We start from the raw sequence: 25,467 nt of genomic DNA, 5'->3' as shown, positions 1-25,467 counted from the left end.
CGGGCACTTCTGTCACTACTGCCGGTGCCGCCACCGCGGATTCTTCGGTTACTACGCAGGATCGCGTCATCCCCCAGGCTACGGTGACCCGGTTGGCCGCGTACCTGCGGGTCCTCGGAGTGATGTCAGACCGCGGCACCTCCATCGTCTCCAGTGAAGAACTCGCGCAGGCCTCAGGCGTCGGATCAGCGAAGTTGCGCAAGGATCTGTCATTCCTCGGTCCTAACGGTGTTCGCGGAGTCGGATACGACGTCACCAAACTGCGCATCCGCATCGAGCGGGCTCTCGGGCTCGATCGCGGGCACAAAGTTGTCCTCGTGGGCGTCGGCAACCTCGGCAAAGCCCTGGTCGGATACGGCGGATTCAGTCGGCGCGGCTTCGAGATGGTCGGGTTGTTCGACAGTGACTCCGGCCGGGTCGGAACCCAGGTCGGGGAGCTGACAGTTCGCGATACCACCGAACTCGAATCCGCGTGCCGGGAACTGAAAGCCACCATCGGTGTCATCTCCACTCCCGACGAGGCCGCTCAGGACGTCTGTGATCAGTTCGTCCGGGCCGGCCTTCGGTGCATCATGAGCTTTTCGCCCATCGCCCTCGACGTACCGGACCACGTGGAACTTCGCCGCGTCGACCTGGCAGTCGAAATGCAGGTCCTATCATTCAACAGCGCACGCAATGCAGATCAGGCGTCCAACGGCCCCCGAGTACGCGTCGCACATGCGACATCCGCTTCGTCTATCCCATCCACAAGTTCACCCGCTCCGGTCGGGGCAGGTTCGACCAGAAACGGATCAGTGATCGCGCCGTGAGTGTTCTGCTTGTCGGGGTCTCGCATCAAACCGCACCCGTGCCGGTTCTCGAGCGAGTGGCTGTAACCGACACCGACCGTCCGAAGCTGATCGACAAGCTTCTGGCGTCGTCACACATAACCGAGGCGATGATCGTCTCCACCTGCAACAGGGTGGAGATCTACGCGGTGGTGGACGCGTTCCACGGTGCACTCACCGAAGTCGGCGAGATCCTCGCAGACCACTCGGGCATGGATCTCACGGCACTGCATGCACACGCCTACGTGCGCTACAGCGAAGCCGCCGTCGAACACCTCTTTGTCGTCGCCAGCGGACTCGACTCCATGGTGATCGGTGAACAGCAGATTCTCGGTCAGATCCGCACCGCCTACGCGTCTTCCGACGCACAGCACGCGGCCGGTCGGGTTGTTCACGAACTGGCGCAGCAGGCATTGCGCGTCGGTAAGCGTGTGCACTCCGAAACCGGAATCGACTCTGCCGGAGCATCAGTGGTGTCGGTAGCGCTCGACCGTGCTGCCGGAATCATCGGTGACGGCGGGCTGGCCGGACGAACGGCAGTGGTCGTCGGCGCCGGAGCGATGGGCGGGCTCTCCGTTGCGCACCTGACCCGGGCCGGTATCGACCGCATCATCGTCGTCAACCGCACCCGCGAGCGTGCCGAGCACCTTGCCGAGACCGCGCGATCCAACGGCGTCGTCGCAGAAGGTGTTGCCTTCGAGGAACTTTCGTCCGCAATGGCGCAGGCCGACGTTCTGGTGACCTGTACCGGGGCAGTCGGAGCCGTCGTCACTCTCGCCGACGCTCACCGGGCTCTTGCTCATCCGGGCCGCGACACCACCAAGCATCTTGTGATCTGCGACCTGGGCTTGCCCCGTGACATCGACCCGGCCGTCGCCGGTCTCCCCGGCGTCACTGTGCTCGATATGGAAGCGCTGCAACGTGACCCGGCCGCCGGTGCCGCAGCATCCGACGCCGAGGCCGCCCGCGCCATCGTTGCCGGCGAACTGGCCACCTACCTAGCCCTTCAGCGACTCGCGGAGGTCACCCCGACTGTCACTGCGCTGCGACAGCGCGCCGCCGACGTCGTCGAAGCCGAACTGATGCGACTCGACTCGCGTCTGCCCGGACTCGACGATCCGCAACGAGACGAGGTAGCACGCACCGTGCGCCGCGTCGTGGACAAACTGCTGCACGCGCCCACAGTGCGCGTCAAACAACTGGCGTCCGCGCCAGGCGGCGACTCGTATGCAGCAGCGCTCCGTGAGCTCTTCGAGCTCAGTCCCGGATCGCCGGCTGCAGTTGCCACGCCCACCGATCTGGTGGACGAACGCTTCGGAAAGGAACCGCAGGCATGAGCAGCGATATCTTGCGGATCGGTACTCGCGGAAGTCTTCTCGCCACTACCCAGGCCGGAACCGTGCGCGATGCACTGATTGCGGCCGGGCATCCGGCAGAGCTTGTCATCATCAAGACCAAGGGTGATCAGTCCACCGATCCGGTGCAGACCATCGGCGTCGGTGTCTTCACCGCCGAGCTCCGAGAAGCTTTGGCGGACAATCGCGTCGACGTTGCCGTGCATTCGTACAAGGATCTTCCGACCGCTCAGGATTCTCGCTTCGTGATCGCTGCGATCCCGGTTCGTGAAGATCCTCGTGACGCGCTGGTTGCCCGTGACGGACTGGTCCTCGGTGAACTGCCCGTCGGCTCCAAGGTCGGAACGTCTGCGCCGCGACGAGTTTCGCAGTTGCGCGCACTCGGCCTCGGACTCGACATCGTGCCGCTGCGCGGAAACCTGCAGCGCCGGTTGGGCAAGGTCGAATCCGGTGAACTCGACGCCGTAATTCTCGCGCGTGCCGGACTGTCCCGGATCGGTCTGCTCGATCTCATCACGGAGAACATCGAACCGGTTCAGATGCTGCCCGCGCCCGCGCAGGGTGCGCTGGCAGTCGAATGCCTCTCCGCCAATGAAGAATTGGTGGCGATACTCGCGCAGCTCGACGACGCGAGTACCCGGGCTGCGGTTACCGCCGAGCGGTCACTGCTCGCAGAACTCGAAGCGGGATGCACAGCGCCCGTCGGGGCAATCGCCGAAATCGTCGAATCGATTGACGAAGACGGCAACATTTTCGACGAGCTGTCGATCCGCGGCTGCGCAGCGGCACTCGACGGTTCGGACGTCATCCGTACCGGCGCCGTCGGTGCACCGGACAAGGCCGAGGAACTCGGCCGAGCGGTGGCGCGTGAGTTGCTCGAACTCGGCGCCCGAGAGCTGATGAACGTGACCACAGGCGAGGCCGCCGATGTTTGACACAACCAATTGCACTTGCACCAAGTTCCCATTTCGATACAGCGCACTGGAGAATCACCGATGACCCGAGTCCGAAAGAACACTCCCGGACGGATCCTGTTCGTGGGATCGGGACCGGGCGACCCCGCCCTGCTCACCGTTCGCGCCCGCGACGTCCTCACCGGCGCAGCTTTGGCGTTCACCGATCCTGATGTAGACAAGGGCGTTGTCGCTCTTGTGGGCATCGACATGGGTCGGGACGAAGAAACCGGTGAACTGATCGCCGACGTGCGCCCCGCTCTCGGGGAGCCGGCCGAGGTTGCCAAAACTCTTGTGCACGAAGCGAAGAACGGCCACGACGTGGTCCGTCTCGTTTCGGGTGATCCGCTCACTACGGATTCCGTGATCGCCGAGGTCACCGCCGTAGCCCGCACCCAGGTCCAGTTCGAGGTCCTGCCCGGACTTCCGTCCGGTTCGGCAGTGCCGAGCTACGCCGGTATGGCACTGGGTTCGGGTCACACCGAAGCTGACGTCCGCGGCGAGGTCGACTGGGCTGCCCTGGCCGCAGCACCGGGACCGTTGGTTCTGCACGCTACCTCCGGACACCTCGCCGAGACGGCAAGTGCTCTGGTGGAAAACGGCATGGCACCGCAGACGCCCGCCGCCATCACCGTGCGCGGCACCACGCGTCAGCAGCGCACCGTCGAAGCAACGTTGGCGACGCTCAACGAAGCCGGCTCCGAACTCGTCGGCTCGCTCATCGTCACCGTCGGCAAGGTAGTCAGCCAGCGCAACAAGATGTCCTGGTGGGAGTCGCGCGCACTGTACGGCTGGACCGTCCTCGTGCCGCGCACCAAGGATCAGGCCGGCGAAATGAGTGACCGTCTGGTCACCCACGGTGCCATCCCGATCGAGGTTCCGACCATCGCCGTCGAACCGCCGCGTAGCCCCGCTCAGATGGAGCGTTCAGTCAAGGGCCTCGTCGACGGTCGTTACCAGTGGGTCGTCTTCACTTCCACTAATGCTGTTCGCGCAGTGTGGGAGAAGTTCGAAGAATTCGGTCTCGATGCCCGCGCATTCTCGGGTGTGAAGATCGCCTGCATCGGTGAAGCCACCGCAGCCAAGGTTCGCTCGTTCGGCATCAACCCCGAGCTGGTACCCAAGGGTGATCAGTCCAGCGAAGGTCTGCTGGCCGAATTCGCGCCCTACGACGACGTTTTCGACCCGGTCAACCGAGTTCTGTTGCCCCGTGCCGACATCGCAACCGAAACCCTCGCCGAAGGTCTGCGTGAACGCGGTTGGGAAATCGACGACGTCACCGCTTACCGCACCGTGCGCGCTGCACCGCCGGCCGCCGAGACCCGCGAGATGATCAAGACCGGCGGATTCGACGCCGTCTGCTTCACCTCGTCCTCGACGGTTCGTAACCTCGTCGGCATCGCCGGCAAGCCGCACGCTCGCACCCTGGTTGCGTGCATCGGCCCGAAGACTGCGGAAACCGCTATCGAGTTCGGTCTGCGCGTCGACGTGCAACCCGAAACCTCGCAGGTCGGCCCGTTGGTCGAGGCACTCGCGGAACATGCTGCTCGCCTTCGTGCCGAGGGCGCTTTGCCTCCTCCGCGCAAGAAGTCACGTAGGCGCTAACACGCTTGTGCGCCTTTATCGACCGCCGACCGTCGATAAAGGCGCACAAGCCAAGGTCCGACGAAGGAGATCCCGTCTCGTGTTTCCCACCCATCGTCCTCGCCGACTCCGGCGCACTCCGGCGCTTCGGCGACTGGTCGCGGAGACCACGCTCGAGCCCCGGCATCTCGTGTTGCCGATGTTCGTCGCGGACGGGATCAGCGCCCCTTATGAGATCAGTTCCATGCCAGGCGTTTATCAGCACACGCTGGATTCGTTGCGCGTCGCCGCGACCGAGGCCGTTGCGGCCGGTGTCGGCGGATTGATGCTCTTCGGTGTTCCCAAGGCCGAGGACAAAGACCCTCAGGGGTCGGGAGCGTCTGACCCCGACGGCATTCTCAACGTTGGATTGCGTGCTCTCGCAGACGAACTCGGCGATTCGACGGTCATTATGGCCGATACGTGTCTCGACGAGTTCACCGATCACGGTCACTGCGGAGTTCTGGCGCCCAGCGGTGCCGTCGACAATGATGCGACTCTGATTCGGTACATCGAAATGGCTCTCGCGCAAGCAGATTCAGGCGCTCACCTCCTCGGTCCGAGTGGAATGATGGACGGCCAGGTGGCAGCCATCCGCGGGGCGCTCGATGCCTCCGGCTACACCGAGGTCGGACAGTTGGCCTACGCGGCGAAGTACGCGTCGGCGTTCTACGGACCTTTCCGTGAAGCTGTCGGATCCTCGTTGGAAGGTGACCGTCGTACGTACCAGCAGGACGCGGCCAACCGTCGTGAGTCGATGCGCGAAGTCGATCTCGACATCGCCGAAGGCGCTGACATGGTGATGGTGAAGCCGGCCATGTCCTACCTCGACATCCTGCGTGAGACCGCCGACCGCTCGCCGGTTCCGGTGGCTGCGTACCAGATCTCAGGTGAGTACTCGATGATCACGGCGGCAGCGCAGAACGGCTGGATCGACCGGGATGCGGCCATTCTAGAATCGTTGACCAGTATCCGGCGGGCCGGAGCAGATGTTGTGCTTACCTATTGGGCTGCCGAAGTTGCCGGCTGGTTGTGAAGTGACGCGAGCATTGGTGAGTATGGGTGCTTCGACGGATACGCTGTCTTCATGACCGAGCAGTGGCCGCCTCCTCGCCAGGAACCCCCGTACGACAACGAGCAGTACCAAAACCAGCAGTACCAAAACCAGTTCCACCCACTCGGCCCGATGCCGACCAATCCGTCGCCGCATTCGTCGGGAAACAAGGCCGAACCGCCGACCGACGTGGTGACGGCGATTCAGTTGTGGTGGGCGGTGACTGTGCTGGGTGTGGTGCAGGGCGGCGCGATGATCGCGATGATGCTCGGTCAGAAGTCCACGTTTGTCGACGAGATGCTCCGAAACCCCGCTGCAGTTGACGCAGGCCTCACACGCGGCGACATCGAGAACGTCTTCCCGATGGCGGTTGTCATGGCAGCAGTCATGATCCTGATATTCACAGCCTTGTTCCTGCTGGTCGTGCGATTCATGAGTCGTGGCAAGAACTGGGCGCGCATGCTGTTGACGTTCGGCGGAGTCTTCATGGTCGTCTCCGCAGTTCCGGTGATTCTGGGTCTCGGCGTCGGCGGCGGTACGACGCTCTTGCTCGGTGGCGCACAGATCCTGCAAGCAGTTGCCGCGGTTTTTGCGATTGTGATGATGCACCGCAAGGACTCGAATCCGTATTTTCTCAGATTTCCCCCGCAAGCGCGGTGAACACGGTGGCGGATAGCACAGGCGTGGCGCTGTGAGATCATCGAGCAAAGTCCGGCCGCCGACCACGGTCGACGCGGCCTTCTGGTTGTGGATCGCGAGTGCATTCCTGCTGATCCTGTTCGGCTTGATCAATATGTCGAGTGCCTCGTACTCACTGCGAGAACAGTTCTCCGGTCAGGGCATTTCTCCCGGCAATATCGATACCTACGTCACTTTTGTGCGCGTATTCGGTGTGGTGTTGCTGCTCAGCGGACTGATTGTCGGCGGTCTGGCCACTCCGACGCGGATGGGCCGGAGTCTGTGTCGACGAATTCTTGTCATCTATTCGGGTGTGTTCTCGGTACTGCAGATCGCTTTGGTGGTTGCCGGCATCAGTACGCTGCTGGCGCTCGTCGTTCCCGTCATGCTGGTCGGTGCCGGTGTGTCGATCTATCGTGATTCGACTCGGAGTTGGTTTGCCCATGGTTGAAGAGTCGCCGGAGGTCCTCTTCTACGAGCCGGGTTCACGGATGGTTGCCATCGCATTCGGCCCGATTTTCTGCGTGATTGCGCTGATTATCGAACTGTTCACCGGTCCTGTTGTGCACTGGTTCGGGTTGGCGATGTTCGCGGTGATCCTGACCGGGTTGGTTTACGTGCAGGTGATTGCTGCGCGTCGGCATGCCAGCGTCCAATTGACCACCACGACGCTGCGCCAGGGCACCGAGGAGGTGCCGCTCCGTGAAATCGCCGAGGTGTTTCCCGAATCGGATGACGCTGCCTACGAAGAAGACATAGAACCGTGGGAGACCGCGCGGGCACTGGGCGAACTGTCGGGTGTACCTCGCCGACGACACGGCATCGGCCTACGGCTGACAACCGGTGGTTTGGTGAGGGCCTGGGCCAAGGATGACGAGGCATTGCGCGCGGCCTTGAACCAGGCGATGGGCGCTGAAAAGGAAAGCGTGAACGATGAGTGAGCGACGCGGTGGTGTGAAAGCGAGTGCCAAAACCTGGGTGGGCCTCGTCGGCGCTGTGGCCGCTCTGGCTCTGGCGGTGATGTGCTGGAATGCCGGCCGAACTACCTCGACCTTCGCTCCGTTGATCGAGGGTGCACCGCCGTTCGAGGGAACCCACTACGACGGCCTGTGGATTTCGGGTGCAGGATTGTCTGTTCTGTTGGGATGCCTGATGATGATCGATGTGATTCGACGAGTGCGCTTGGGGTTCGTCGCACTTCACTGACCCGCACTTCACTGACCCGCACTTCACTGACCCGCACTTCAATGGCCCGCACTTCAATGGACCTTATACGGGTAGGGGGTATGCTTGCTGCATGAGTAGTTACAGTCCGGAGCAGGAAGACCTGCTCAAACGTCTTCGTCGCATCGAAGGTCAGGTCGCGGGTATCTCGCGCATGGTCGCGGACGACCGGTACTGCATCGATGTCCTCACGCAGGTATCTGCGGCTACCAGCGCATTGCAGTCTGTATCCCTGAAACTTCTCGACGCACACCTGGCCGGATGCGTCGTCGAAGCAGCCAAGCAGGGCGGTCCCGAAGCGGACGTGAAGATCAAAGAAGCTCAGGCCGCAATCGCGCGTCTCGTCAAATCCTGAGCAAAAGTTCGATTCACGCTGTGATGGCTCGCGCGAGTGCGCGGGCCGAGAAATTCACCAGGTGCCCGGGGGTGAGTTCCTTGGCAAAGTCGTTGACGATGGTGTCCGACAGGCCTTTCAGCCCGGAGAGCACAACATGGATCAGTGCAGGATCGTCCAGCAAAGTGCTTCCCTCAGCCGCAGCAGACTCGGCGAGGGCTCGAATTAACGCCGCGTTGTAGATCGACACGGATGCGTGAAGGTCGAGCATGCTCTCCCTTTCGGATCCGGCCATTCCCTCGATGTCGCGCCAGGTGGTGACGAGTCGACCTACCCTGGCCCAATGCCGTGCAAATTCCGGGATCATGGCCGCAAGTAGTGCGGTCAGCCCTTGCTCGCGGGGGAGTGAGTTCACAAAATCTGCCATCTCGAGTTGGCTTTCGCTGAGAAGCGCCGCAAAGATGTCTTGCTTGTCGAGGAAGTACTGATAGATCAATCCGGTGCTGGTCCCGGCGCGTTTCGCGACGGCTCGGAGGGTCAGTGCCGAGTACCCGCCTTCGTCCAGGAGTGCGATGGCCGCATCCAGTGTTCGGCGTCGACGTACTTCGGCGTCGCCGTAGATCGAGTTACTGCTGGTACTGCGCATTCGATCACCGTAGTCGGGACCAGTCGCAACCTCAATCGCATATGAACGCTGTTCGTTCTTGACCACCCGGTTTGTCATTCAGTGATTCATATCACGGAAAGAACATTGTTCAAAATAGAATGAACATCGTTCATTCTTCTGCTACGGTGTGCTTCAGACCACAGTTGAGGGGTTCCGATATGCCGAACCCTCGACGGTCGAGAAGATTCGGGCCACCGGCTCGATCGCAGACATTTTGTTCCTCCCCAGCGCGAAAAGCGCGGGAGGTCTACACAGTTGTGGAGTACGAATGACACGGACCAGGGACGAGCAGGCGGCGAGCGACATCGCGACTGCCGCCGGTGTGCTCTTGCTCGATCATCGGAAAGCTCTCGGCTCCGACACGAACCCTGCGGAGTTCAAGGACGCGGCGGATCGGCTCAGCCACGAGTTCATCGTCGCCGAACTTGCCCGACTCTTTCCCGATGACGCGGTGCTTTCGGAAGAGGGCGCTGACGACACAGCCCGCCTGAATGCACATCGGGTGTGGATCGTCGACCCGCTCGACGGCACTCGCGAGTACGGCGAGCTAGGACGATCCGATTGGGCCGTCCATGTCGCCCTGATCGAAAAAGGTGCTCTCACGGTAGGCGCAGTCGCAATGCCTGCCCTCGGGGTTACCTACTCGAGCGCCGACGGCCGCCAGGAACGTAGTTCGGCATTGCCGGTTCGGGTTGCGGTGTCACGGACGCGGCGTCCGGAGCCGGTCATGCGAATGGCCGATTCGATGGGTGCCGAGTTGATCGAGATGGGCTCGGCCGGAGCCAAGGCCATGGCGGTGGTGCGCGGGGACGCAGATATCTATGCCCACGCCGGCGGCCAGTACGAGTGGGATTCTGCCGCTCCTGTTGCCGTCGCACAAGCTGCAGGACTGCATGTTTCACGTATCGACGGTAGTGAACTGCGCTACAACCAAGAGGATCCGTGGTTGCCGGATCTGTTGATCTGCCGACCCGAACTCGCCCCCCAAGCACTGGAGGTGCTGAACCGATGACTGTGACGCTGACCCATCTCGAACGGCTCGAGGCCGAGAGTATCCACATCATGCGCGAAGCCGTGGCGCAGAGCGAAAACCCGGTGATGTTGTATTCGGTGGGCAAGGACTCCGCCGTGATGCTGCACCTGGCGCGTAAGGCGTTCTATCCGTCGAAGCTTCCCTTCCCGCTGCTCCACGTCGACACGACCTGGAAGTTCCGCGAGATGTACGACCTTCGCGACGAGACCGCAGCCTCAGCGGACCTTGATCTCCTCGTGCACACCAATCCGGAATGTGTGGAGAAGGGCATCAACCCCTTCACCCACGGTAGCGCCGTCCACACCGACATGTGGAAAACCGAGGGCCTCAAGCAAGCCCTGGATCACTACAAGTTCGATGCGGCATTCGGCGGCGCCCGCCGTGACGAGGAAAAATCCCGGGCCAAGGAAAGGATCTTCTCGATCCGATCGGCCGCGCACCGCTGGGATCCGAAGCAGCAGCGACCGGAACTGTGGCGGATGTACAACGTCCGCAAGTCGCCGGGCGAGAGCCTGCGCGTGTTCCCGCTCTCGAATTGGACCGAACTGGATGTGTGGGAATACATACGCCAGGAACAGATTCCGATTGTTCCGCTGTATTTTGCGGCGAAGCGTCCCGTTGTCGAACGTGACGGCGCGTTGATCATGGTCGACGACGACCGGATGCCGTTGCTGCCCGGTGAAACTCCGGAACTCAAGAGTGTTCGTTTCCGTACCCTCGGGTGCTACCCACTGACCGGTGCTGTCGAATCGACTGCCACCAGCTTGACCGAGATCATCTCGGAAATGTTGCTCACCACCACTTCCGAACGCCAGGGCCGGGTCATCGACCACGACTCCAGCGCGTCGATGGAGAAGAAGAAGCAAGAGGGGTACTTCTGATGACCGTTTCCTCGGACCTTATCGCCGACGACATCGAGGCTTACCTCGAACGGCACGCCAACAAGAGCATGCTGCGCTTCATCACCTGTGGCAGCGTCGACGACGGCAAGAGTACCTTGATCGGCCGCTTGCTCTATGAGTCGAAACTTGTTTTCGACGACCAACTTTCGGCACTCGAAGCGGATTCGCGCAAGAGCGGCACGCAGGGCGAAGGGCTCGATTTCGCGCTCCTCGTCGACGGTCTCGCAGCCGAACGTGAGCAGGGCATCACCATCGATGTCGCCTATCGCTACTTCACGACCGAACGTCGTAAGTTCGTTGTCGCCGACACACCGGGACATGAGCAGTACACCCGCAACATGGTGACCGGCGCTTCGACCGCTGATCTCGCCGTGATCCTTGTCGACTCGCGCAAAGGAATCCTTACTCAGACCCGTCGGCACTCATATCTCGTGTCGTTGCTCGGCATCAAACATGTTGTGCTCGCCGTCAACAAGCTCGATCTTGTCGACTACTCGCAGGAGGTGTTCGACACTATCGTGGCGGACTACACGTCCTTCGCTCAAGAGATCGGACTCGAAGGGTTTGTTGCCATTCCGATGTCGGCGTACAAGGGCGACAATCTCACCGAGCGCAGTGCGCTCACGCCCTGGTACTCCGGTCCCAGTTTGATCGAGCACCTCGAGAGCGTCGACATCGACGATTCCACTCAGCGGAGTCCGTTCCGGATGCCGGTGCAGTGGGTTAACCGACCGGATCTCGACTTCCGTGGCTTCTCGGGTCAGATTGTTTCCGGGACAGTGCAACCCGGCGACGCCGTGCGGGTTCTGCCCAGCGGAAAATCGTCGACTGTTGCCCGCATCGTCACTATGGACGGTGACCTGGCAGAGGCAGGTGCCGGCCAATCGGTCACGATTACACTGGCCGACGAGATCGACATCAGCCGAGGTGACGTTCTCGCAGCGGCCGACGCGCCGTCGCCCGTCGCCGACCAATTCGAAGCCCACCTCGTGTGGATGGGTGAAGACGAAATGCTGCCCGAGCGGCCTTACCTCTGCCAGATCGGCACGGTTACGGTCCAAGCGCGGATTACCAAACCGAAACACAAGATCAACGTCAACACTCTCGAAAAGACGGCCACCAACACCCTGGCGCTGAACGAAATCGGTGTGTGCAACATCAGTTTCGATCGGCCGGTCCCGTTCGATCCGTATACCGATAACCGCGATACCGGCGGCTTCATCCTCATCGATCGGTTGACCAACGGTACCGTCGGCGCTGGAATGATCGAGCACGCACTGCGACGGTCCGACAATATCCACTGGCAGTCCGTCGATGTCGATGCCGACGCTCACAGCAGGTTGAAAGGTCACAGGCCCGCAGTCTTGTGGTTCACCGGACTCTCCGGTTCGGGGAAATCGACCATTGCCAATGCCGTGGAGCGTCAACTGCACGCTCTCGGTGCGCACACCTACCTACTCGACGGGGACAACGTCCGTCATGGGTTGAATCGCGACCTGGGGTTCACCGATGCCGACCGCGTCGAGAACATCCGTCGTGTCACCGAAGTCTCTGGACTGATGGCTGATGCCGGCCTGATCGTCCTCGCGTCGTTCATCTCACCGTTCGAGGCGGAGCGTCATGCCGCCCGTGAATTGATCGGTGACGACCACTTCGTCGAAATCTTTGTCGACACCGCTATCGCCGTCGCAGAAGAGCGAGATCCCAAGGGCCTCTACAAAAAGGCTCGACGTGGGGAACTGGTCAACTTCACGGGTGTTGATTCACCCTACGAAGCGCCACTGCGCCCCGATATCCACATCGACACCAGCGTCACCACCACACACGACGCGGCAGTGATCATCGTCGACTTCCTCCGCGCCCGCGGAACAATTTCCTGACCGCCAACGAATAACGAGGAGATCCAGTGCCTGATCGTTCCGCCGTCGTCTCAGCTGTAGAAAGCTACGTGCGTCATCTCGGGAATCATGAAGTCGACAAGTTGGTTGCCTTGTTCGCAGATGACGCTGTTCAACATGAACCGTTGGGTGTCAAAACCTTTCACGGAGTCGACGAGATTCGCGCATTCGACACCGCGTGCGCCAAGGTCGACTTCACGGTCAGCCTGCTCGGCCCGATCACAGTGGCGGGAAAGTATGCAGCCATGCAACTTCGGGTGCAGCGAGTCGGTATTCCCGACTTCGCAGCCTCGGATCTCTTCGAGTTCGACGAGAACTGCAAGATCGTTTCTCTGAGTGTGGTTCTCGATCCGCAGGCCCTGTGTTGAGCGCTTCGGGCCTGCTGGCCGGCAAGGTTGTCGTGGTCTCGGGAGTAGGCCCGGCGCTGGGCCGTTCGATCGCAGTGCAGAGCGCGGCAGCCGGAGCGAAAGTTGTCTTGGCTGCCCGCACCCTCGAGCGTCTGGAAACGGTGGCGACCGAGATTCGTGATCGCGGCGGGATCGCGTTGGCGGTTCCCACTGATCTCACCGACGTCGATTCGATTGCGTCGTTGGCGGAAACTGCCCTCGCTGAGTTCGGTGCCGTGGACGCCCTGGTCAACAATGCGTTTGTTCAACCGGCACAGGTCCCGCTCCTCGAAGCTGACATGGCGTCCATCCAGTCGGGGATCGACATCAACATGCTTGCGGCGTTGAACGTCACGCGCGCATTGGCGCCGGCATTGATTGCGTCGCAGGGGTCCATCGTGATGGTCAACTCCATGGTGCTGCGCAATCAGCTTCCCGGGTTCGGGGCCTACCGTGTGATGAAAGCCGGACTTCTGGCAATCGCGCGGAGTCTGTCGGTCGAGCTCGGGCCCAAGGGGGTTCGCGTGAACTCTGTTGCACCCGGGTACATCTGGGCGGATTCGGTCAAGAACATGTTCGACAAGAAGGCCGCCGAACGTGGCGTCGATCCGCGCGTGATCTACGACGAGATCGCGGCAGGGACCGATTTGCGTCGACTGCCCGAACCCGACGACATCGCGAATGCGGTGGTCTTCCTCGGATCAGAATTCGCTCGCGCCATCACCGGGCAATGCCTCGACGTCAACTGCGGTCACACGCACCACTGAAGCAACTCTCACAAGGATTACTTATGACACAGGATTACGACGGTATCGGTTCCATCGAGGACCTGCACCAGGCCGCGCGCGAGGTAGCCGGGTACGACGACTTCGGCAGTGACGGTTACCTCGAAGGGCTTGGGGTCCTGCTCGAGTCGTTCGAGCGAGAGGCCGACCTCACTCCCCACGGGAAGGCGATCGCTCGCAAGATGATCATCGGAGCGCTCGCGGGCCGGCTGACAAGCGAGGCCGGCTTCGTGAAATACCCTGAGCACGTAGACGTTCCGATCGAGCGTCCGATCTTCGTAGTCGGGTTGACTCGCACCGGTAGCACCGCACTACATCGGTTGCTCGGGGCAGACCCGGCGCATCAGGGTGCCGAGATGTGGCTCGCCGAGACGCCGCAGCCGCGGCCCGATCGCGACAAGTGGTCGGAGAACGAGGATTTCGTGCGCTCCGATGCCTTCTACCGGGCCCGTCAGCGCAACGAGGCAGACCTGATGAAGGTGCATTTCATGGGGTCGGAGGAGGTGGAGGAATGTTGGCGTCTGCTGCAGCAGACGTTGCTCTCTACCGCGTTCGAGACGGTCGCGCACGTACCGAGTTACTCGCAGTGGCTGGAGACGCAGGACTGGACCGAAACGTACGCGCGGCACAAGAAGAACCTGCAGTTGATCGGACTGAACGACCAGGGGCGGCGGTGGGTCCTCAAGAGCCCTAGCCATGTCTTCGCGATCGACGAAATCCTGCGGGTCTACCCGGATGCGTTGTTCGTTCGCACTTTCCGCGATCCGCAGACGTCGATGGCGTCGACGTTCAGCCTCTCGGAGCAAGGCGGGCACGACATGTCGAAGGCGTTCGACCGCCCGACCATCGGACGCACCCAGTTGGACCTGTGGGCGCGCGGTAACGCGAACTTCAACAGTGCGCGTGTCCGGTACAACCCGGAGCAGTTCATCGACGTTGACTTCAAAGACTTCCTCGCCGACGCGGTCGGTACGGTCGAGAAGATCTATTCGCAGTTCGCCCTGCCGTTCACGGATGCGGCTCGCGCCGCCGTGGAGGCGTCGCATCAGGCCAGCCTCGCCGACCATCGTCGTCCGTCGCACCAGTATTCGCTCGAGGACTTCGGGGTGACGGCCGCCGAGGTCGAAGCGAAGTTCGCCACCACTGTCTGAATTATCGAAACATTAACCAGAGAAAGGATATTCATATGAACGCTACTTGGGAAAACTTTTGCGCAGATCTGCTCGACGTCGGAAAGGTCCTGGAGGACGAGATCGTCCCTCAGGATCCGCTGACCCAGGCCGAGGGCGTCCGCTACCTGTCTCGTTTGCTGCGCTACGCGACGATCAACTCTGTCGAGTACACCGATCCGCGGTGGCCGCAGTTCTCGTCGGCGCCCAATCCCAACATGATGACGAAGATCGGTGCCGACAACCCGGACAACGTCTACATGCGCGCCAACATCTCCGGTAAGTACAGCTACCGGATCATCGGCACCCGGGGCACGGTCCCGCTGATCACCTTCGGTTCTCGCATCAATCGGTACCATATCGACGGCACCATGCTGCAGACCGGCGACCTACACATTCATGACCTCGAGGTCGACGAGAACGGCCGCTTCGAGTTCATTGCGAGCGTGGACAAGCCTGCCGAGGGTGCATGGCTGCCGTTGGCACCCGACAGCAACCTCATCTCTGTCCGGCAGACTTACAAGGACCGGCGCAACGAGGTTGTCGGCGATCTGACCATCGAGTGTCTGAATCCGGACGGGGAGTTCGAACCGCTGACTCCGGAGCAGATGGGGGATCGCCTGACCAAGTCGGTCGGGATCGTGAAGGGTATGGCGGAGACTTTCCTCGAGTGGTCGCGGAAGTTCCAGCCTCACGCCAACGAGATCTTCGACTGGGGGCAGGACTACTTCCAGGACGCCGGTGGCGACCCGACGATCTTCTACTTCCACGGTTACTGGAAGCTCGCCGAGGACGAGGCGTGGGTCATCGAGACCGAGGTTCCGAACTGTGAGTACTTCAACTTTGTGCTGCAGAATTTCTGGGTGGAGTCGCTCGACTACAACCGGACGAACATCTACATCAACAACCACACCGCGAAGCTCAACGACGACGGCACGATGACGATCGTGGTGGCGGCGAAGGATCCCGGTTACGGCAACTGGATCAACACCGATTCGCATGCGGAAGGGACATGGGCGCTGCGTTGGATCAAGGCGGATACGCACCCGATCCCGACCTCGAAGGTAATCAAGCTCTAAAACAGAGCAGTTCACCTGGTCTTGTGTGAGCAGTCGGACTGCGCGGTCGTATCGGCCGCGCAGTCCGGCATCCCGCTGCGTGGGGGACCGTTCGCCGGACCCTGATCAGTAGTGGGGATCGTATGCACACCAAGATGATTCGAACAAGCGCGCGGATAGTTGTGCTCGGTATTGCCGGCGCGCTGTTGTTGACAGGCTGCGCGTCGAGTAGTGGCGACTCTGGGGACGCAGACTCTTCGGTTGGCGCCAGTGCGGCTGGTTTCGTGGGCGTTCGCGAGGACGGCGAGTCGGTTGCGGGGGGTGTCCTGACCTTTGGGTCCTATTCCTTCCCTTCTGCGCTGGATCCGACCAAAACTCAAGCCACGGCCTCGACCGGCGGAACCGAAATGGCCGCAATTTACGACACCCTCGTGCGCAGTGACTCCGATTCCGGGGGCTTCGCGCCGCAGCTGGCGAAGGCGTTGACGAGCAATGACGACTTCACGTCGTACACCGTCACCCTGCCCGACGGTCTGACCTTCAGTGATGGAAGCCCCCTCGACGCGGAAGCGGTCAAGTGGAGCATCGATCGATTCGTGGCAGGCAAGGGCGATGTGTCGCAAACCTGGATCAACATCGTCGAGCGGTTCGATACGCCGAACGCAACCACCATCGAGTTCACGCTCAAACGACCGTGGAAGCAATTCCCGGCCTTGTTGTCGATGGGCCCCGGAATGATCGTTGCCAGGAGCTCCGAGGCAGGCGGAGCGTTTACTCCGATTGGTGCAGGTCCGTTCATCTTGGCCAAGTTCGCACCGCACGAGGAACTGATCCTCGCCGCGCGTAAGGACTATCAGGGCGGTAAACCGCCGCTGGACACGCTACGATTCGTTCCCACGTCGGGCGCTCAGTCTCAATACGAATCGCTCGAGAGCGGCCAGCTGAACATGACATATATCCTTCGCGACGAAGGCGTGATCAAGGCAGTTCTGGGCGACGGGTACTCGGGCTACCTCAGCCCTACCGGCCAGAACGGAATCGGCACGATCAACAACCGTGAGGGCCGTCCTGGAGCTGATGTTCGCGTGCGCCAGGCGATCGCCCACGCGGTGGATCCGGAAGCGATCAATACACGAGCGAACAACGGATTAGGCACCGCCAGTTCCGAACTGGTCCCCGAGACATCGCGTTGGTACAACAGCACCGAAGGCCTACCTTTCGATCCGGCCAAGGCGAAGGCTTTGCTTGATCAAGCGAAGGCAGACGGGTACGACGGTAAGCTCCGCTACCTCGCTACGTCCGAACCCAGCCAACAGGCCACAGCGTTGACCGTGCAGGCGTCGCTGAACTCGATCGGCTTCGACGTGACTATCGAGTACGCAACCGACGTGACCGACCTGGTTCGCAGAGTGTACAAAGACCATGACTTCGATATGACCCGTGGCGGTGCGCCGGTCGGGGAAGAAGCGCCTTACATAAATCTGTACAACAGTATGGCAAGCGATTCGAAGAATAATCCCTCCGGGTTCAATGATCCCGCGATGGACACGCTGATCACAGCCGTCCAGACCGCGCCGAGTGACGATGCTATCCGTGATGCAATCAGTAAAGTGCAGGAATACGCCAATATTACTGTCCCTTATGTAATTTGGGGGCCGGCATCGGTACTGACCGCGTGGGACGACAGCATTCACGGTGTCAAGCGAAATATCACAGACATTATGTTCTTCGACAAAGCCTGGATCTCGTCGAAGTGATCTGATTGCATGGCTGTGAGTTCGAAGGGATGACCGGGACGAGCTTCGTTCCGGTCGTCGAAACGGCGAGTGATTCTGTACTGCATGAAAATTCAGTGGTTGGTGTATTGCCAGGTCGAACAGTCTGATCTGGGATAATCCAGTGGTGTCGACGTGCAAGGGGTTCCGGTTTCCACGGGAGATCACTTCCCCCTGAGTGTGGCTGTATCGCCGGTTCCCCTCTCGTTCCGCGAGATCGAGTTTCTCATAGCCGAGTGTGGGATCGAGGTTACCTATGAGGCGATCTGCGCCTGGTGCACTCGGTTGGGGCCGGAATACCCCCGCCGGCGGGGGACAAGGGGTATCTCGATGAGGTCTTCATCAAGGTCGATGGGTGCAGAAGTACGTGTGACGGGCTGTGGATCAGCACGGCAATGTGCTCGACATTCTCATCCAGAAAATGCGGGATGGGAAGGCGGCGACCAGGTTCTTCAAGAAACTTCTGAAGCGGCAGGGGCACCCGCCGCGGGCGTTGATAACCAACAAACTCGCCAACTATCATGTCGCGCACCGGACCACTATGTCGACGGTCGGGCACCGGCAGAACAAATACTTGAACAATCGGTGCGAGAACTTCCATCAACCGACCAGGCAACGCAAACGCGCGATGAAGGGGTTCCGCGCTGTCGTTGCAGCGCAACGGTTTCTGGCTGCTTTCAGTTGTATCTCCCCGCACTTCCGCCTGCCCCGGCATCGTATGCCCCCAGCGAGCACCGCACCGAAGCCTCAATCCGATTCCACATCTGGGATCAGGTCACTGAACAGACCATCTCTGCCTGACCGACCGCTCCGTGTGGTGCCCTGCTGCACCCGAAAGTATCGTGCAGTGCAGCCGTGAATCGGCGCAGCCGAATGCCACGGTCCAGAGTTCCACTCCAGGAATCCATCATTGCGATATCCGCTCCGCCGCAAAAGATCCGCTGATCACTGCGGATCAACATGGCACCTACATCGGAATCCGCATCGAGATCCATGACCGCCGTTACGAGTGCCGCTGTCCTACCAGTTCGCTCTGACCGGTGACCGCCACATCACCGCCGTCTACATCGGAGCATCGGGCATGACGGAGTCGGCCTCGGCCGCCTCCACGATCACAGTCTCCGCCGGCACCACCCCCGGTGGCGGCAACCTGCTTGACATTCTGCGGAACATCTTGAGCATGTTCGGTTCCTAGAGCGTCTGGATTTGAGGTTCTAAGCTCGGCCACCGGGTCGGACGACAGGCATGATGCGTGGACCCATCCCAGTCATCAGAATCGGCGAGTAATTCTGTATTGCAAGGCAATACAATCGTTGATTAACTGCCGGTTCAGACAATGAAGAGATGGTGGAGCGATGAAGTGGTCGTTGGCGGGCGCGATGATCGATGCCCTGGATTTGTGCGAGTTGGCTCAGGTCGCAGAAGAATCAGGATTCGACGGTCTCTCGATGTCCGATTCTGTGTTTTACCCGGAGCATGTCTCGGCGCCTTACCCGTACTCGCCCGACGGTAAGCGAATGTGGGCGCCGGAGACTCCGATGCCGGATCCATTCATCGCCATGGCCGCGATGGCCGCCGTGACAAAGCGGATTCGGTTCTATACCAACGTACTCAAGCTCCCGCTACGAGATCCGCTGTTGACGGCCAAGCAGGTGTCGACCATGGCCGTGATGTCGCGGAACCGCGTCGCGATCGGCATCGGGCTATCGTGGATTCCTGAGGAATTCACCTACACCCGCACCGAAATGCGGACGCGCGGTGCACGCACCGATGAGGCGATCGAGATTTTGAAGGCTGTGTGTGCCGGGCGCGGTCCAGAATGGGTCGAATACCACGGTAAACACTACGATTTCGACGCATTGATGATCAGCCCAGCCCCCGATGTGCCTGTACCGATCTTCATCGGTGGGCACAGTGAACCGGGGTTGAAGCGGGCGGCCAGGCTGGCCGACGGGTGGATCTCGGTAAACACAACTCAGGAGCAATTGGTTTCTGCCATTGACCGTCTCACGCAGTTGCGTGCCGAGTTCGGTCGCAGCGACGTCCCGTTCGAGATCAATGTCTCGCCCACCGATGTCAGCGACATCTCCGGATACCACGGGCTCGAAGACCTCGGCGTCACGGAATGCCGTGTCTCGCCGTGGTATCGGTACGGTGTGGACGCCAATGACAGGCAGGGTCGACTCGACTCGATTCGACGTTTTGCCGACGAAGTTATTTCTTGCTACTGATCGACTAGTCCCTGTATCGCCCGCCCGTACAGTTCGGCCACTTCGGCTCGATCTGCATCCGGCGGAATGCTTTCCGTACCGAGTGCGCTCAACAGTCCGGTTACCTGGGCGGAAATCAAAAGCGCACGTGTGTAAGCATTTTCGCCGGGCAGGCGGGATCCGAGATTGCGGGCGAACGTATCGGACATCTCCCGTAGTCGTCCGCGGATTCGAGGACTGTCGGATGCCCTCATGAGTGCAGTGTGCACCGACAGCATTCGTGCGTCTGCCTTACCCAGGACAAACGCGGCGATCCTGAATCCGAGTGTGTCGAGCGGACCGTCGAATTGTCCCTGGAAATAGTCCTCGACCGGAGTGGTCTCGAGGAACAGTGATTCCTTCGATCCGAAGTGACGAATCACCAGTGCCGGATCGATTCCGGCGACTTTTGCGATTGCGCGTACCGAGGTGCCTCCGAAGCCGTGCTCACCGAAGAGCTGGAATGCGGCGTCGCGAATAGCGTCTGACGTCGTGGATTGCTCTCGCTGTGAAATCTGTCCGCGCTCTGTCACGACATCGACCCTTGCACTCGCTTTCACGTCAACCTCGTTGTCAACAGTGTTGACTATATCGTGTCAACAGTGTTGACTGTCGAGTCTGTCAACACTGTTGACAGCTGGATGTGGTGAGCGGAAAGAAGTAAAAGTAATGGCAGATAACGACGTAAAGATCCCGAGTCAGGCAGCAAAACCGGTCGATCTACCCACGAACTGGAAGGCAGTAGGTGGTGGGCTGGCCTTCCCACTGTTCTTCGTCATCATGTTCTGTCTGTGTTACGTCAGTGCCTTCCACTCGCCGATGCCGAATCAGGCGCCGATCGTGGTGGTAGGCCCAGCGTCCGCGACGGCACCGTTGATCGACGGAATCGAAGCAACGTCGGGCGACAAGTTCGACATCGTCGCCACCGACAGCGTTGCTGACGCCATCTCCCGTATCGACAACCGTGATGCCATCGGTGCCATCGAAATCGGCGAAACCGTTACCGCGCACATCGCGACCGGAGCAGGTGCCTCCACGGTGTCTGTCGTGACGGGCCTTGCACATTCCATCGCGGACCAGACTGGCCAGCAGGTCACTACAGTGGACTCTGCTCCTGTGACCGCGCGGGATTCTTCGACCGTCGGGCTGTTCTACTTCCTGATCGTCTGCACACTCGGTGGTTACCTGACTATCACGGTGCTCAGTCAGGTTGCGCCGAGAATGCGTCTGAAAGAGCAGTATGCGGTTCTGGCCGGCGCGGCAATCCTCACTCCGCTCCTCGCATTCGGAATCACCAGTATCTTCATGCATGCGTTCGGTGCGTCGTTCGGTGAGATCCTGCAATTGCTGGGTATCGCGATGGTCTACACATTTACCGTCGGCGCCGTGAGCGTCCTGCTCAATCGATTGATCGGTCAGGCAGCGATCTTTGCGGTGTTGACAGTGCTGGTCTTCATCAACTTTCCGAGTTCGGGTGGTGCCATTCCGGTCTCGTTCCTGCCGTCGTTCTGGCAGCACATCCACTCGTTCTGGCTGGGATCATCTGCCATGGAACCCATCCGATCCGTCATCTACTTCGACGGCAACGGCGCCGGCGGGCATCTTCTTGTGCTGGGTGCCTGGTTGGTTGTGACTCTCGCGCTTACCGGACTTTTGGTTGCGAAGCAGTCGAAGAAGGCATCAGCGCACTAGAATTACGCGAGAAAGAACGGCGGGGCAGATTATTCTGCCCCGCCATTTTTTCATTTCAGACGAACTGCGTCAGTGCCCGCTCCGTTGAGCATCGCCGAACCCAACAACGATTCGGGGATGCCGAACCCGTCGATCAGCGTCGCGGCATGCGGGCGCAGGGTGCGGCAACGCTCGTTGATTCCGCGAGTTACAGCCTTGGAACGCTCGACCGACAGATGCCGGTGTTCCATGAACCAGGCTTTGTCCTCCTCGATGACGGAGAGTGCGTAGAGGTCACACACCTCGCCGAAGAGGTCCTTCGCGGTTTCGTCCTCACACGAATCTATGCCGGCGACAAAGGCTTCCAGGATGACGCGCTCGATGTGAGCCTGGGCCGCTTTCAAAACGTGGTCCTGAACGAAGTTGAAGGCGTCGAACGGATTCTCCTCGCGCTTCTGTGCTGCCTGCAATCTCCTTGCCGCCGTGGAGAGTAGGTACTCCTCGCGATCCTCGAACATCTTCATCTGAGTACCACGATTGAAGAGGCTGCCGTCTTCCTCGTTGTCCTGGCGGGTATCGACGATGGTCTGCAGAATCTGTTGCGCCGCAGTACGTTTCTTGACCACGTCGGAGACCGTCGTTGCGGCGAAACGCATCCAGTCGACCGGGCTCATCCCGCGTACTTCATCTGCGTACGACGTGAGGAGTTCCTTCGCGACCAACTGCGTCAGAACGTGGTTGTCACCCTCGAACGTGGTGAAGACGTCGGTATCCGCCTTCAGTGAGGTGAGGCGATTTTCCGCGAGATAGCCTGCGCCGCCGCAGGCTTCGCGTGCTTCCTGAATAGCTTTGGTGGCGTGCCAGGTGTTGGCGGCCTTGAGGCCGGCGGCGCGGCCTTCGAGTTCGCGCTGCTCCTGTGGATCGGGATCCTTGCTGCTCTGGACATCGTGCATCGCCGAGACAAGTTCGTTCTGGGCGAACTGCAGGGCGTAGGAGCGGGCGATCAGCGGCAGTAGGCGCCTCTGGTGGACGAGGTAGTCCATGATGAGGACTTCGTCGTCACTCTTGGGGGCGCTGAACTGCCTGCGCTGCAAGGCGTATCGACCCGCGATGGCCAATCCGACCCGGGCCGCTGCGGCCGCCGAACCACCGACGGTGACACGGCCACGCACCAAGGTGCCGACCATCGTGAAGAAACGACGGTTCGGGTTCTCGATCTCGGAACTGTAGGTCCCGTCCTCGGCGACGTCGGCATAACGATTGAGAAGGTTGTCGCGGGGGATCCGAACCTGATCGAACATGATGCGCCCGTTGTCGACTCCGGGGAGTCCGCCCTTCAGTCCGCAGTCCGACGTCGTGACGCCGGGCAAGTCGTTTCCGGCGTCGTCGCGGATCGGCACCACAAAGCAGTGCACACCCTGGCTTTCACCGCCGGTGATGAGCTGCGCGAATACTGCGGCGACGCTCGCGTGCTCCGCCGCTCCGCCGATGTAGTCCTTGCGGGACGACGGAGTGGGGGAGTGGACAACAAATTCGCCGGTGGCGGCGTCGTACGTGGCGGTTGTCTCGAGTTCCTGAACGTCACTGCCGTGACCGGTCTCGGTCATGGCAAAACATCCGAGAAGTTCCAGGTCGATGAGTGGTTTGACGTAGGCCTGGTGGTGGCGTTCGGTGCCCAGATTTTCGATGGCTCCGCCGAACAGTCCCCACTGGACCCCTGCTTTGACCATCAGCGACAGGTCTGACATTGCGAGCATCTCGATGCTGGTGACGGCGCCACCGGCATCTCCGGTTCCACCGTGTTCTACCGCGAAACCGTTTGCGGCATAACCGAGATCGGCGAGAATTCGCATTTGCTCGAGCGTCTTGGTGCGAGCGATGGCGAGGTTCGGTGTGTAGTGCGGAGCGAAACGAGGATCGTCCAACTCGCCGCGTACCCGCTCGCGCACCTCCCGCCAGCGTCCGTCGAGAGTAATCCTGAGGTGGTCCGCTGTAGTGGCCATGGACCCGACCCTAGCGGTGAGCGGCGCGAGGCGTCAGCAGTTTCCGGCGGCGCCGGCTTCGATTCCCTCTCTGAACAGTTGTTTGTCGGTATCGGGCATAGCGAGGTACGACGGGTCGTTTTCGACGATTTTCAGGAAGGCCACCGCTGTATCGGTGGGGGCGCCGCCGGTCTGCGTTCGCTGCGCGACGTAGACCGAGACCGCGGAACAACCACCCAGAAATGCAGGCTCGGTGCGAGGCGCCGCGGCGGTGTCCACGACCGCAACTGAACTGGTCGAAGCGGCTGTTGTTGTCGCTGTAGCGTCGTTCGAGGCATCTGAACTACAGGATGTGACAAGGATCGCAACTGGAATCAATAGCGTGGTCAACAGTCGCTTCATGGTCGAAATGGTCTCATAATTGGTCAGTTCCGACCTGAAAACGCTGTCTTGGTGCCGAAGTCCTACACCCTGTCGTTGTCAGATTCGACAGAACTGGGACACTGGAGGTCGTGACTGTGTCTTCCGGTGATTTCGACCTGCATGCAACGAACTCGGCTCGCCTCTTCGAGCGTGCCGGCAAAGTGATCCCCGGCGGCGTCAATTCGCCGGTCCGGGCGTTCGGTTCGGTGGGTGGAACACCCCGATTCATCCGCGAAGCCTCCGGTTACACACTGACCGACGTCGACGGCAACAACTACGTCGATCTTGTGTCGTCGTGGGGCCCGATGATCCTCGGACACGCACACCCGGCCGTCGTAGAAGCTGTTCGCGAAGCCGCGCTCGGCGGTCTGTCCTTCGGCGCTCCCACCGAAGGTGAAATCGCGCTGGCCGAGGAGATCGTCGCCCGCGTCGCGCCCGTGCAGAAGGTTCGCCTGGTCAACTCGGGCACCGAAGCCACGATGAGCGCAGTACGTCTGGCCCGCGGATTCACCGGCCGCACCAAGATCATCAAGTTCTCCGGTTGCTATCACGGCCATGTCGATGCCCTCCTTGCCGACGCCGGATCCGGACTCGCAACCTTCGGTTTGCCCACGTCACCGGGCGTGACCGGGGCTCAGGCCGAGGACACCATCGTAGTTCGCTACAACGATCTCGAGGCGGTCGCCGCAGCTTTTGCCGCGAACCCCGGAGCAGTCGCCTGCGTCATCACCGAAGCAGCTGCGGGAAACATGGGTGCCGTCGCGCCTCTGCCCGGATTCAACGAGGGCCTGCGTCGACTCACCACAGAGCACGGAGCACTGCTGATCATGGATGAGGTGATGACGGGATTCCGCGTCAGCGCTTCGGGTTGGTACGGCATCGACAACGTCGCCGGTGATCTCTATACCTTCGGCAAGGTCATGAGCGGTGGGCTTCCGGCCGCAGCCTTCGGTGGTCGCGCCGACATCATGGGTCACCTCGCACCCGACGGCCCCGTCTACCAGGCCGGCACACTCTCCGGAAACCCCGTCGCCGTTGCTGCGGGACTGGCAAACCTTCGTGCTGCCGACGCCGACGTGTACGCCAAACTCGCCAAAAATGCCACGGCCTTGGGCGACCTCATGTCCGAGGCGCTCACCGCCGAAGGCGTCGTACATCGCGTGCAATACGCGGGCACACTGGTCAGCGTGTTCTTCTCCGAGAATGCGGTCACCAATTACGACGAAGCCAAGGCCGCGCAGACCTGGCGGTTCCCCGCTTTCTTCCACGCACTGCTCTCGCGCGGTGTGTACCCGCCGCCGAGCGCGTTCGAAGCGTGGTTCGTCTCGGCCGCACTCGACGATCGGGCGTTCTCGATCATCGCCGACGCTATGCCTCACGCAGCCAAGGCTGCGGCAGCAGCCGTCAAGTCTTAAAACAAG

At 61.0% G+C, this 25,467-nt stretch carries 26 protein-coding genes and 1 pseudogene; 23 read left to right on the top strand and 4 right to left on the bottom strand.

Annotation, left to right across the window (positions count from 1 at the left end):
- The 10 genes from QM600_RS18880 to QM600_RS18835 form a co-directional block, all read left to right on the top strand.
- A partial coding sequence (locus QM600_RS18880) for a redox-sensing transcriptional repressor Rex (protein ID WP_502943022.1) occupies positions 1 to 809 on the top strand: 809 nt, incomplete at its 5' end.
- Entirely contained in the window at positions 806 to 2,164 is a 1,359-nt protein-coding gene (locus tag QM600_RS18875; RefSeq protein WP_283263052.1) for a glutamyl-tRNA reductase, read from the top strand. The genes QM600_RS18880 and QM600_RS18875, both read left to right, overlap by 4 nt.
- On the top strand, positions 2,161 to 3,117 hold the full coding sequence (hemC, locus tag QM600_RS18870) for a hydroxymethylbilane synthase (RefSeq protein ID WP_283263050.1): 957 nt from the start codon (positions 2,161 to 2,163) through the stop codon (positions 3,115 to 3,117). The genes QM600_RS18875 and hemC overlap by 4 nt, the downstream gene beginning before the upstream one ends.
- 60 nt (positions 3,118 to 3,177) lie before the next feature.
- Positions 3,178 to 4,740 carry a bifunctional uroporphyrinogen-III C-methyltransferase/uroporphyrinogen-III synthase gene (locus tag QM600_RS18865; protein ID WP_283263049.1) on the top strand — a complete coding sequence of 521 codons (1,563 nt, stop codon included), beginning with the start codon at positions 3,178 to 3,180 and terminating at the stop codon, positions 4,738 to 4,740.
- Positions 4,741 to 4,819: 79 nt separating this feature from the next.
- A complete protein-coding gene (gene hemB / locus QM600_RS18860; protein WP_283263048.1) occupies positions 4,820 to 5,794 on the top strand; it encodes a porphobilinogen synthase in 975 nt (324 codons plus the stop codon).
- A 51-nt stretch (positions 5,795 to 5,845) separates the two neighbouring features.
- Entirely contained in the window at positions 5,846 to 6,472 is a 627-nt protein-coding gene (locus QM600_RS18855; RefSeq protein ID WP_283263046.1) for a hypothetical protein, read from the top strand.
- A 31-nt stretch (positions 6,473 to 6,503) separates the two neighbouring features.
- Positions 6,504 to 6,941 (top strand): hypothetical protein, encoded by a 438-nt coding sequence (locus QM600_RS18850; RefSeq protein WP_283263045.1) that lies wholly within the window; start codon positions 6,504 to 6,506, stop codon positions 6,939 to 6,941.
- Entirely contained in the window at positions 6,934 to 7,431 is a 498-nt protein-coding gene (gene mce1N / locus QM600_RS18845) for a transport-regulating membrane protein Mce1N (RefSeq protein WP_283263043.1), read from the top strand. Before QM600_RS18850 ends, mce1N begins: the two co-directional genes overlap by 8 nt.
- Complete coding sequence (locus QM600_RS18840; RefSeq protein WP_283263042.1) at positions 7,424 to 7,696, top strand: hypothetical protein; 273 nt, start codon at positions 7,424 to 7,426, stop codon at positions 7,694 to 7,696. Before mce1N ends, QM600_RS18840 begins: the two co-directional genes overlap by 8 nt.
- A 91-nt stretch (positions 7,697 to 7,787) precedes the next feature.
- Complete coding sequence (locus tag QM600_RS18835; RefSeq protein WP_094271743.1) at positions 7,788 to 8,069, top strand: metal-sensitive transcriptional regulator; 282 nt, start codon at positions 7,788 to 7,790, stop codon at positions 8,067 to 8,069.
- Between the two features lie 13 nt (positions 8,070 to 8,082).
- Here QM600_RS18835 and QM600_RS18830 read toward each other — a convergent pair whose 3' ends face one another.
- Positions 8,083 to 8,694: a TetR/AcrR family transcriptional regulator gene (locus QM600_RS18830; RefSeq protein ID WP_283263041.1), complete on the bottom strand. Its 612-nt coding sequence runs from the start codon at positions 8,692 to 8,694 to the stop codon at positions 8,083 to 8,085.
- 289 nt (positions 8,695 to 8,983) lie between these two features.
- On the opposite strand from QM600_RS18830, the gene QM600_RS18825 reads away from it, so the two are divergent.
- The 11 genes and pseudogenes from QM600_RS18825 (at position 8,984) to QM600_RS18775 (ending at position 19,952) form a co-directional block, all read left to right on the top strand.
- On the top strand, positions 8,984 to 9,727 hold the full coding sequence (locus QM600_RS18825) for a 3'(2'),5'-bisphosphate nucleotidase CysQ (RefSeq protein WP_283263040.1): 744 nt from the start codon (positions 8,984 to 8,986) through the stop codon (positions 9,725 to 9,727).
- On the top strand, positions 9,724 to 10,629 hold the full coding sequence (gene cysD / locus QM600_RS18820) for a sulfate adenylyltransferase subunit CysD (protein ID WP_094271745.1): 906 nt from the start codon (positions 9,724 to 9,726) through the stop codon (positions 10,627 to 10,629). The genes QM600_RS18825 and cysD overlap by 4 nt, the downstream gene beginning before the upstream one ends.
- Positions 10,629 to 12,530, top strand: coding sequence for a sulfate adenylyltransferase subunit CysN (cysN, locus tag QM600_RS18815; RefSeq protein ID WP_283263039.1), 1,902 nt, complete (start codon positions 10,629 to 10,631; stop codon positions 12,528 to 12,530). Before cysD ends, cysN begins: the two co-directional genes overlap by 1 nt.
- 26 nt (positions 12,531 to 12,556) lie before the next feature.
- Complete coding sequence (locus QM600_RS18810; RefSeq protein WP_283263038.1) at positions 12,557 to 12,916, top strand: nuclear transport factor 2 family protein; 360 nt, start codon at positions 12,557 to 12,559, stop codon at positions 12,914 to 12,916.
- A complete protein-coding gene (locus tag QM600_RS18805; protein ID WP_283263037.1) occupies positions 12,910 to 13,701 on the top strand; it encodes an SDR family oxidoreductase in 792 nt (263 codons plus the stop codon). Before QM600_RS18810 ends, QM600_RS18805 begins: the two co-directional genes overlap by 7 nt.
- Positions 13,702 to 13,724: 23 nt before the next feature.
- Complete coding sequence (locus QM600_RS18800; RefSeq protein ID WP_283263036.1) at positions 13,725 to 14,870, top strand: sulfotransferase family protein; 1,146 nt, start codon at positions 13,725 to 13,727, stop codon at positions 14,868 to 14,870.
- A gap of 35 nt (positions 14,871 to 14,905) precedes the next feature.
- Positions 14,906 to 15,967: a DUF1214 domain-containing protein gene (locus QM600_RS18795; RefSeq protein ID WP_283263035.1), complete on the top strand. Its 1,062-nt coding sequence runs from the start codon at positions 14,906 to 14,908 to the stop codon at positions 15,965 to 15,967.
- Between the two features lie 122 nt (positions 15,968 to 16,089).
- Entirely contained in the window at positions 16,090 to 17,703 is a 1,614-nt protein-coding gene (locus QM600_RS18790) for an ABC transporter substrate-binding protein (protein ID WP_283263033.1), read from the top strand.
- A 196-nt stretch (positions 17,704 to 17,899) separates the two neighbouring features.
- Positions 17,900 to 18,522, top strand: a pseudogene (locus QM600_RS29935) (IS6 family transposase).
- Positions 18,523 to 18,730: 208 nt separating this feature from the next.
- Positions 18,731 to 18,916, top strand: a complete 186-nt coding sequence (locus tag QM600_RS18780; RefSeq protein ID WP_283263032.1) for a hypothetical protein — start codon at positions 18,731 to 18,733, stop codon at positions 18,914 to 18,916.
- Between the two features lie 160 nt (positions 18,917 to 19,076).
- A complete protein-coding gene (locus QM600_RS18775) occupies positions 19,077 to 19,952 on the top strand; it encodes a TIGR03619 family F420-dependent LLM class oxidoreductase (protein ID WP_283263031.1) in 876 nt (291 codons plus the stop codon).
- On the opposite strand, the gene QM600_RS18770 is transcribed toward QM600_RS18775, so the two are convergent.
- Complete coding sequence (locus tag QM600_RS18770; protein WP_283263030.1) at positions 19,946 to 20,503, bottom strand: TetR/AcrR family transcriptional regulator; 558 nt, start codon at positions 20,501 to 20,503, stop codon at positions 19,946 to 19,948. The genes QM600_RS18775 and QM600_RS18770 overlap by 7 nt on opposite strands.
- Before the next feature lie 136 nt (positions 20,504 to 20,639).
- On the opposite strand from QM600_RS18770, the gene QM600_RS18765 reads away from it, so the two are divergent.
- The gene (locus QM600_RS18765) at positions 20,640 to 21,662 is read left to right on the top strand and encodes an ABC transporter permease (protein ID WP_283263029.1); all 1,023 of its coding nucleotides are present in this window, start codon (positions 20,640 to 20,642) and stop codon (positions 21,660 to 21,662) included.
- A gap of 50 nt (positions 21,663 to 21,712) precedes the next feature.
- On the opposite strand, the gene QM600_RS18760 is transcribed toward QM600_RS18765, so the two are convergent.
- Positions 21,713 to 23,644, bottom strand: a complete 1,932-nt coding sequence (locus QM600_RS18760; RefSeq protein WP_283263028.1) for an acyl-CoA dehydrogenase family protein — start codon at positions 23,642 to 23,644, stop codon at positions 21,713 to 21,715.
- A 33-nt stretch (positions 23,645 to 23,677) separates the two neighbouring features.
- Complete coding sequence (locus tag QM600_RS18755; RefSeq protein ID WP_283263027.1) at positions 23,678 to 23,902, bottom strand: hypothetical protein; 225 nt, start codon at positions 23,900 to 23,902, stop codon at positions 23,678 to 23,680.
- A gap of 233 nt (positions 23,903 to 24,135) precedes the next feature.
- Between QM600_RS18755 and hemL the strand changes: the two genes are divergently transcribed.
- Entirely contained in the window at positions 24,136 to 25,461 is a 1,326-nt protein-coding gene (gene hemL, locus QM600_RS18750) for a glutamate-1-semialdehyde 2,1-aminomutase (protein WP_283263026.1), read from the top strand.
- Positions 25,462 to 25,467 lie beyond the last annotated feature (6 nt).

The sequence above is a fragment of the Rhodococcus sp. IEGM 1379 genome (assembly GCF_030056815.1).
In the GTDB taxonomy this organism is placed as follows: domain Bacteria; phylum Actinomycetota; class Actinomycetes; order Mycobacteriales; family Mycobacteriaceae; genus Rhodococcus_F.
The sequence above is the reverse complement of the archived record's forward strand: the minus strand, read 5'-3'. Positions and strand labels throughout refer to the sequence as shown.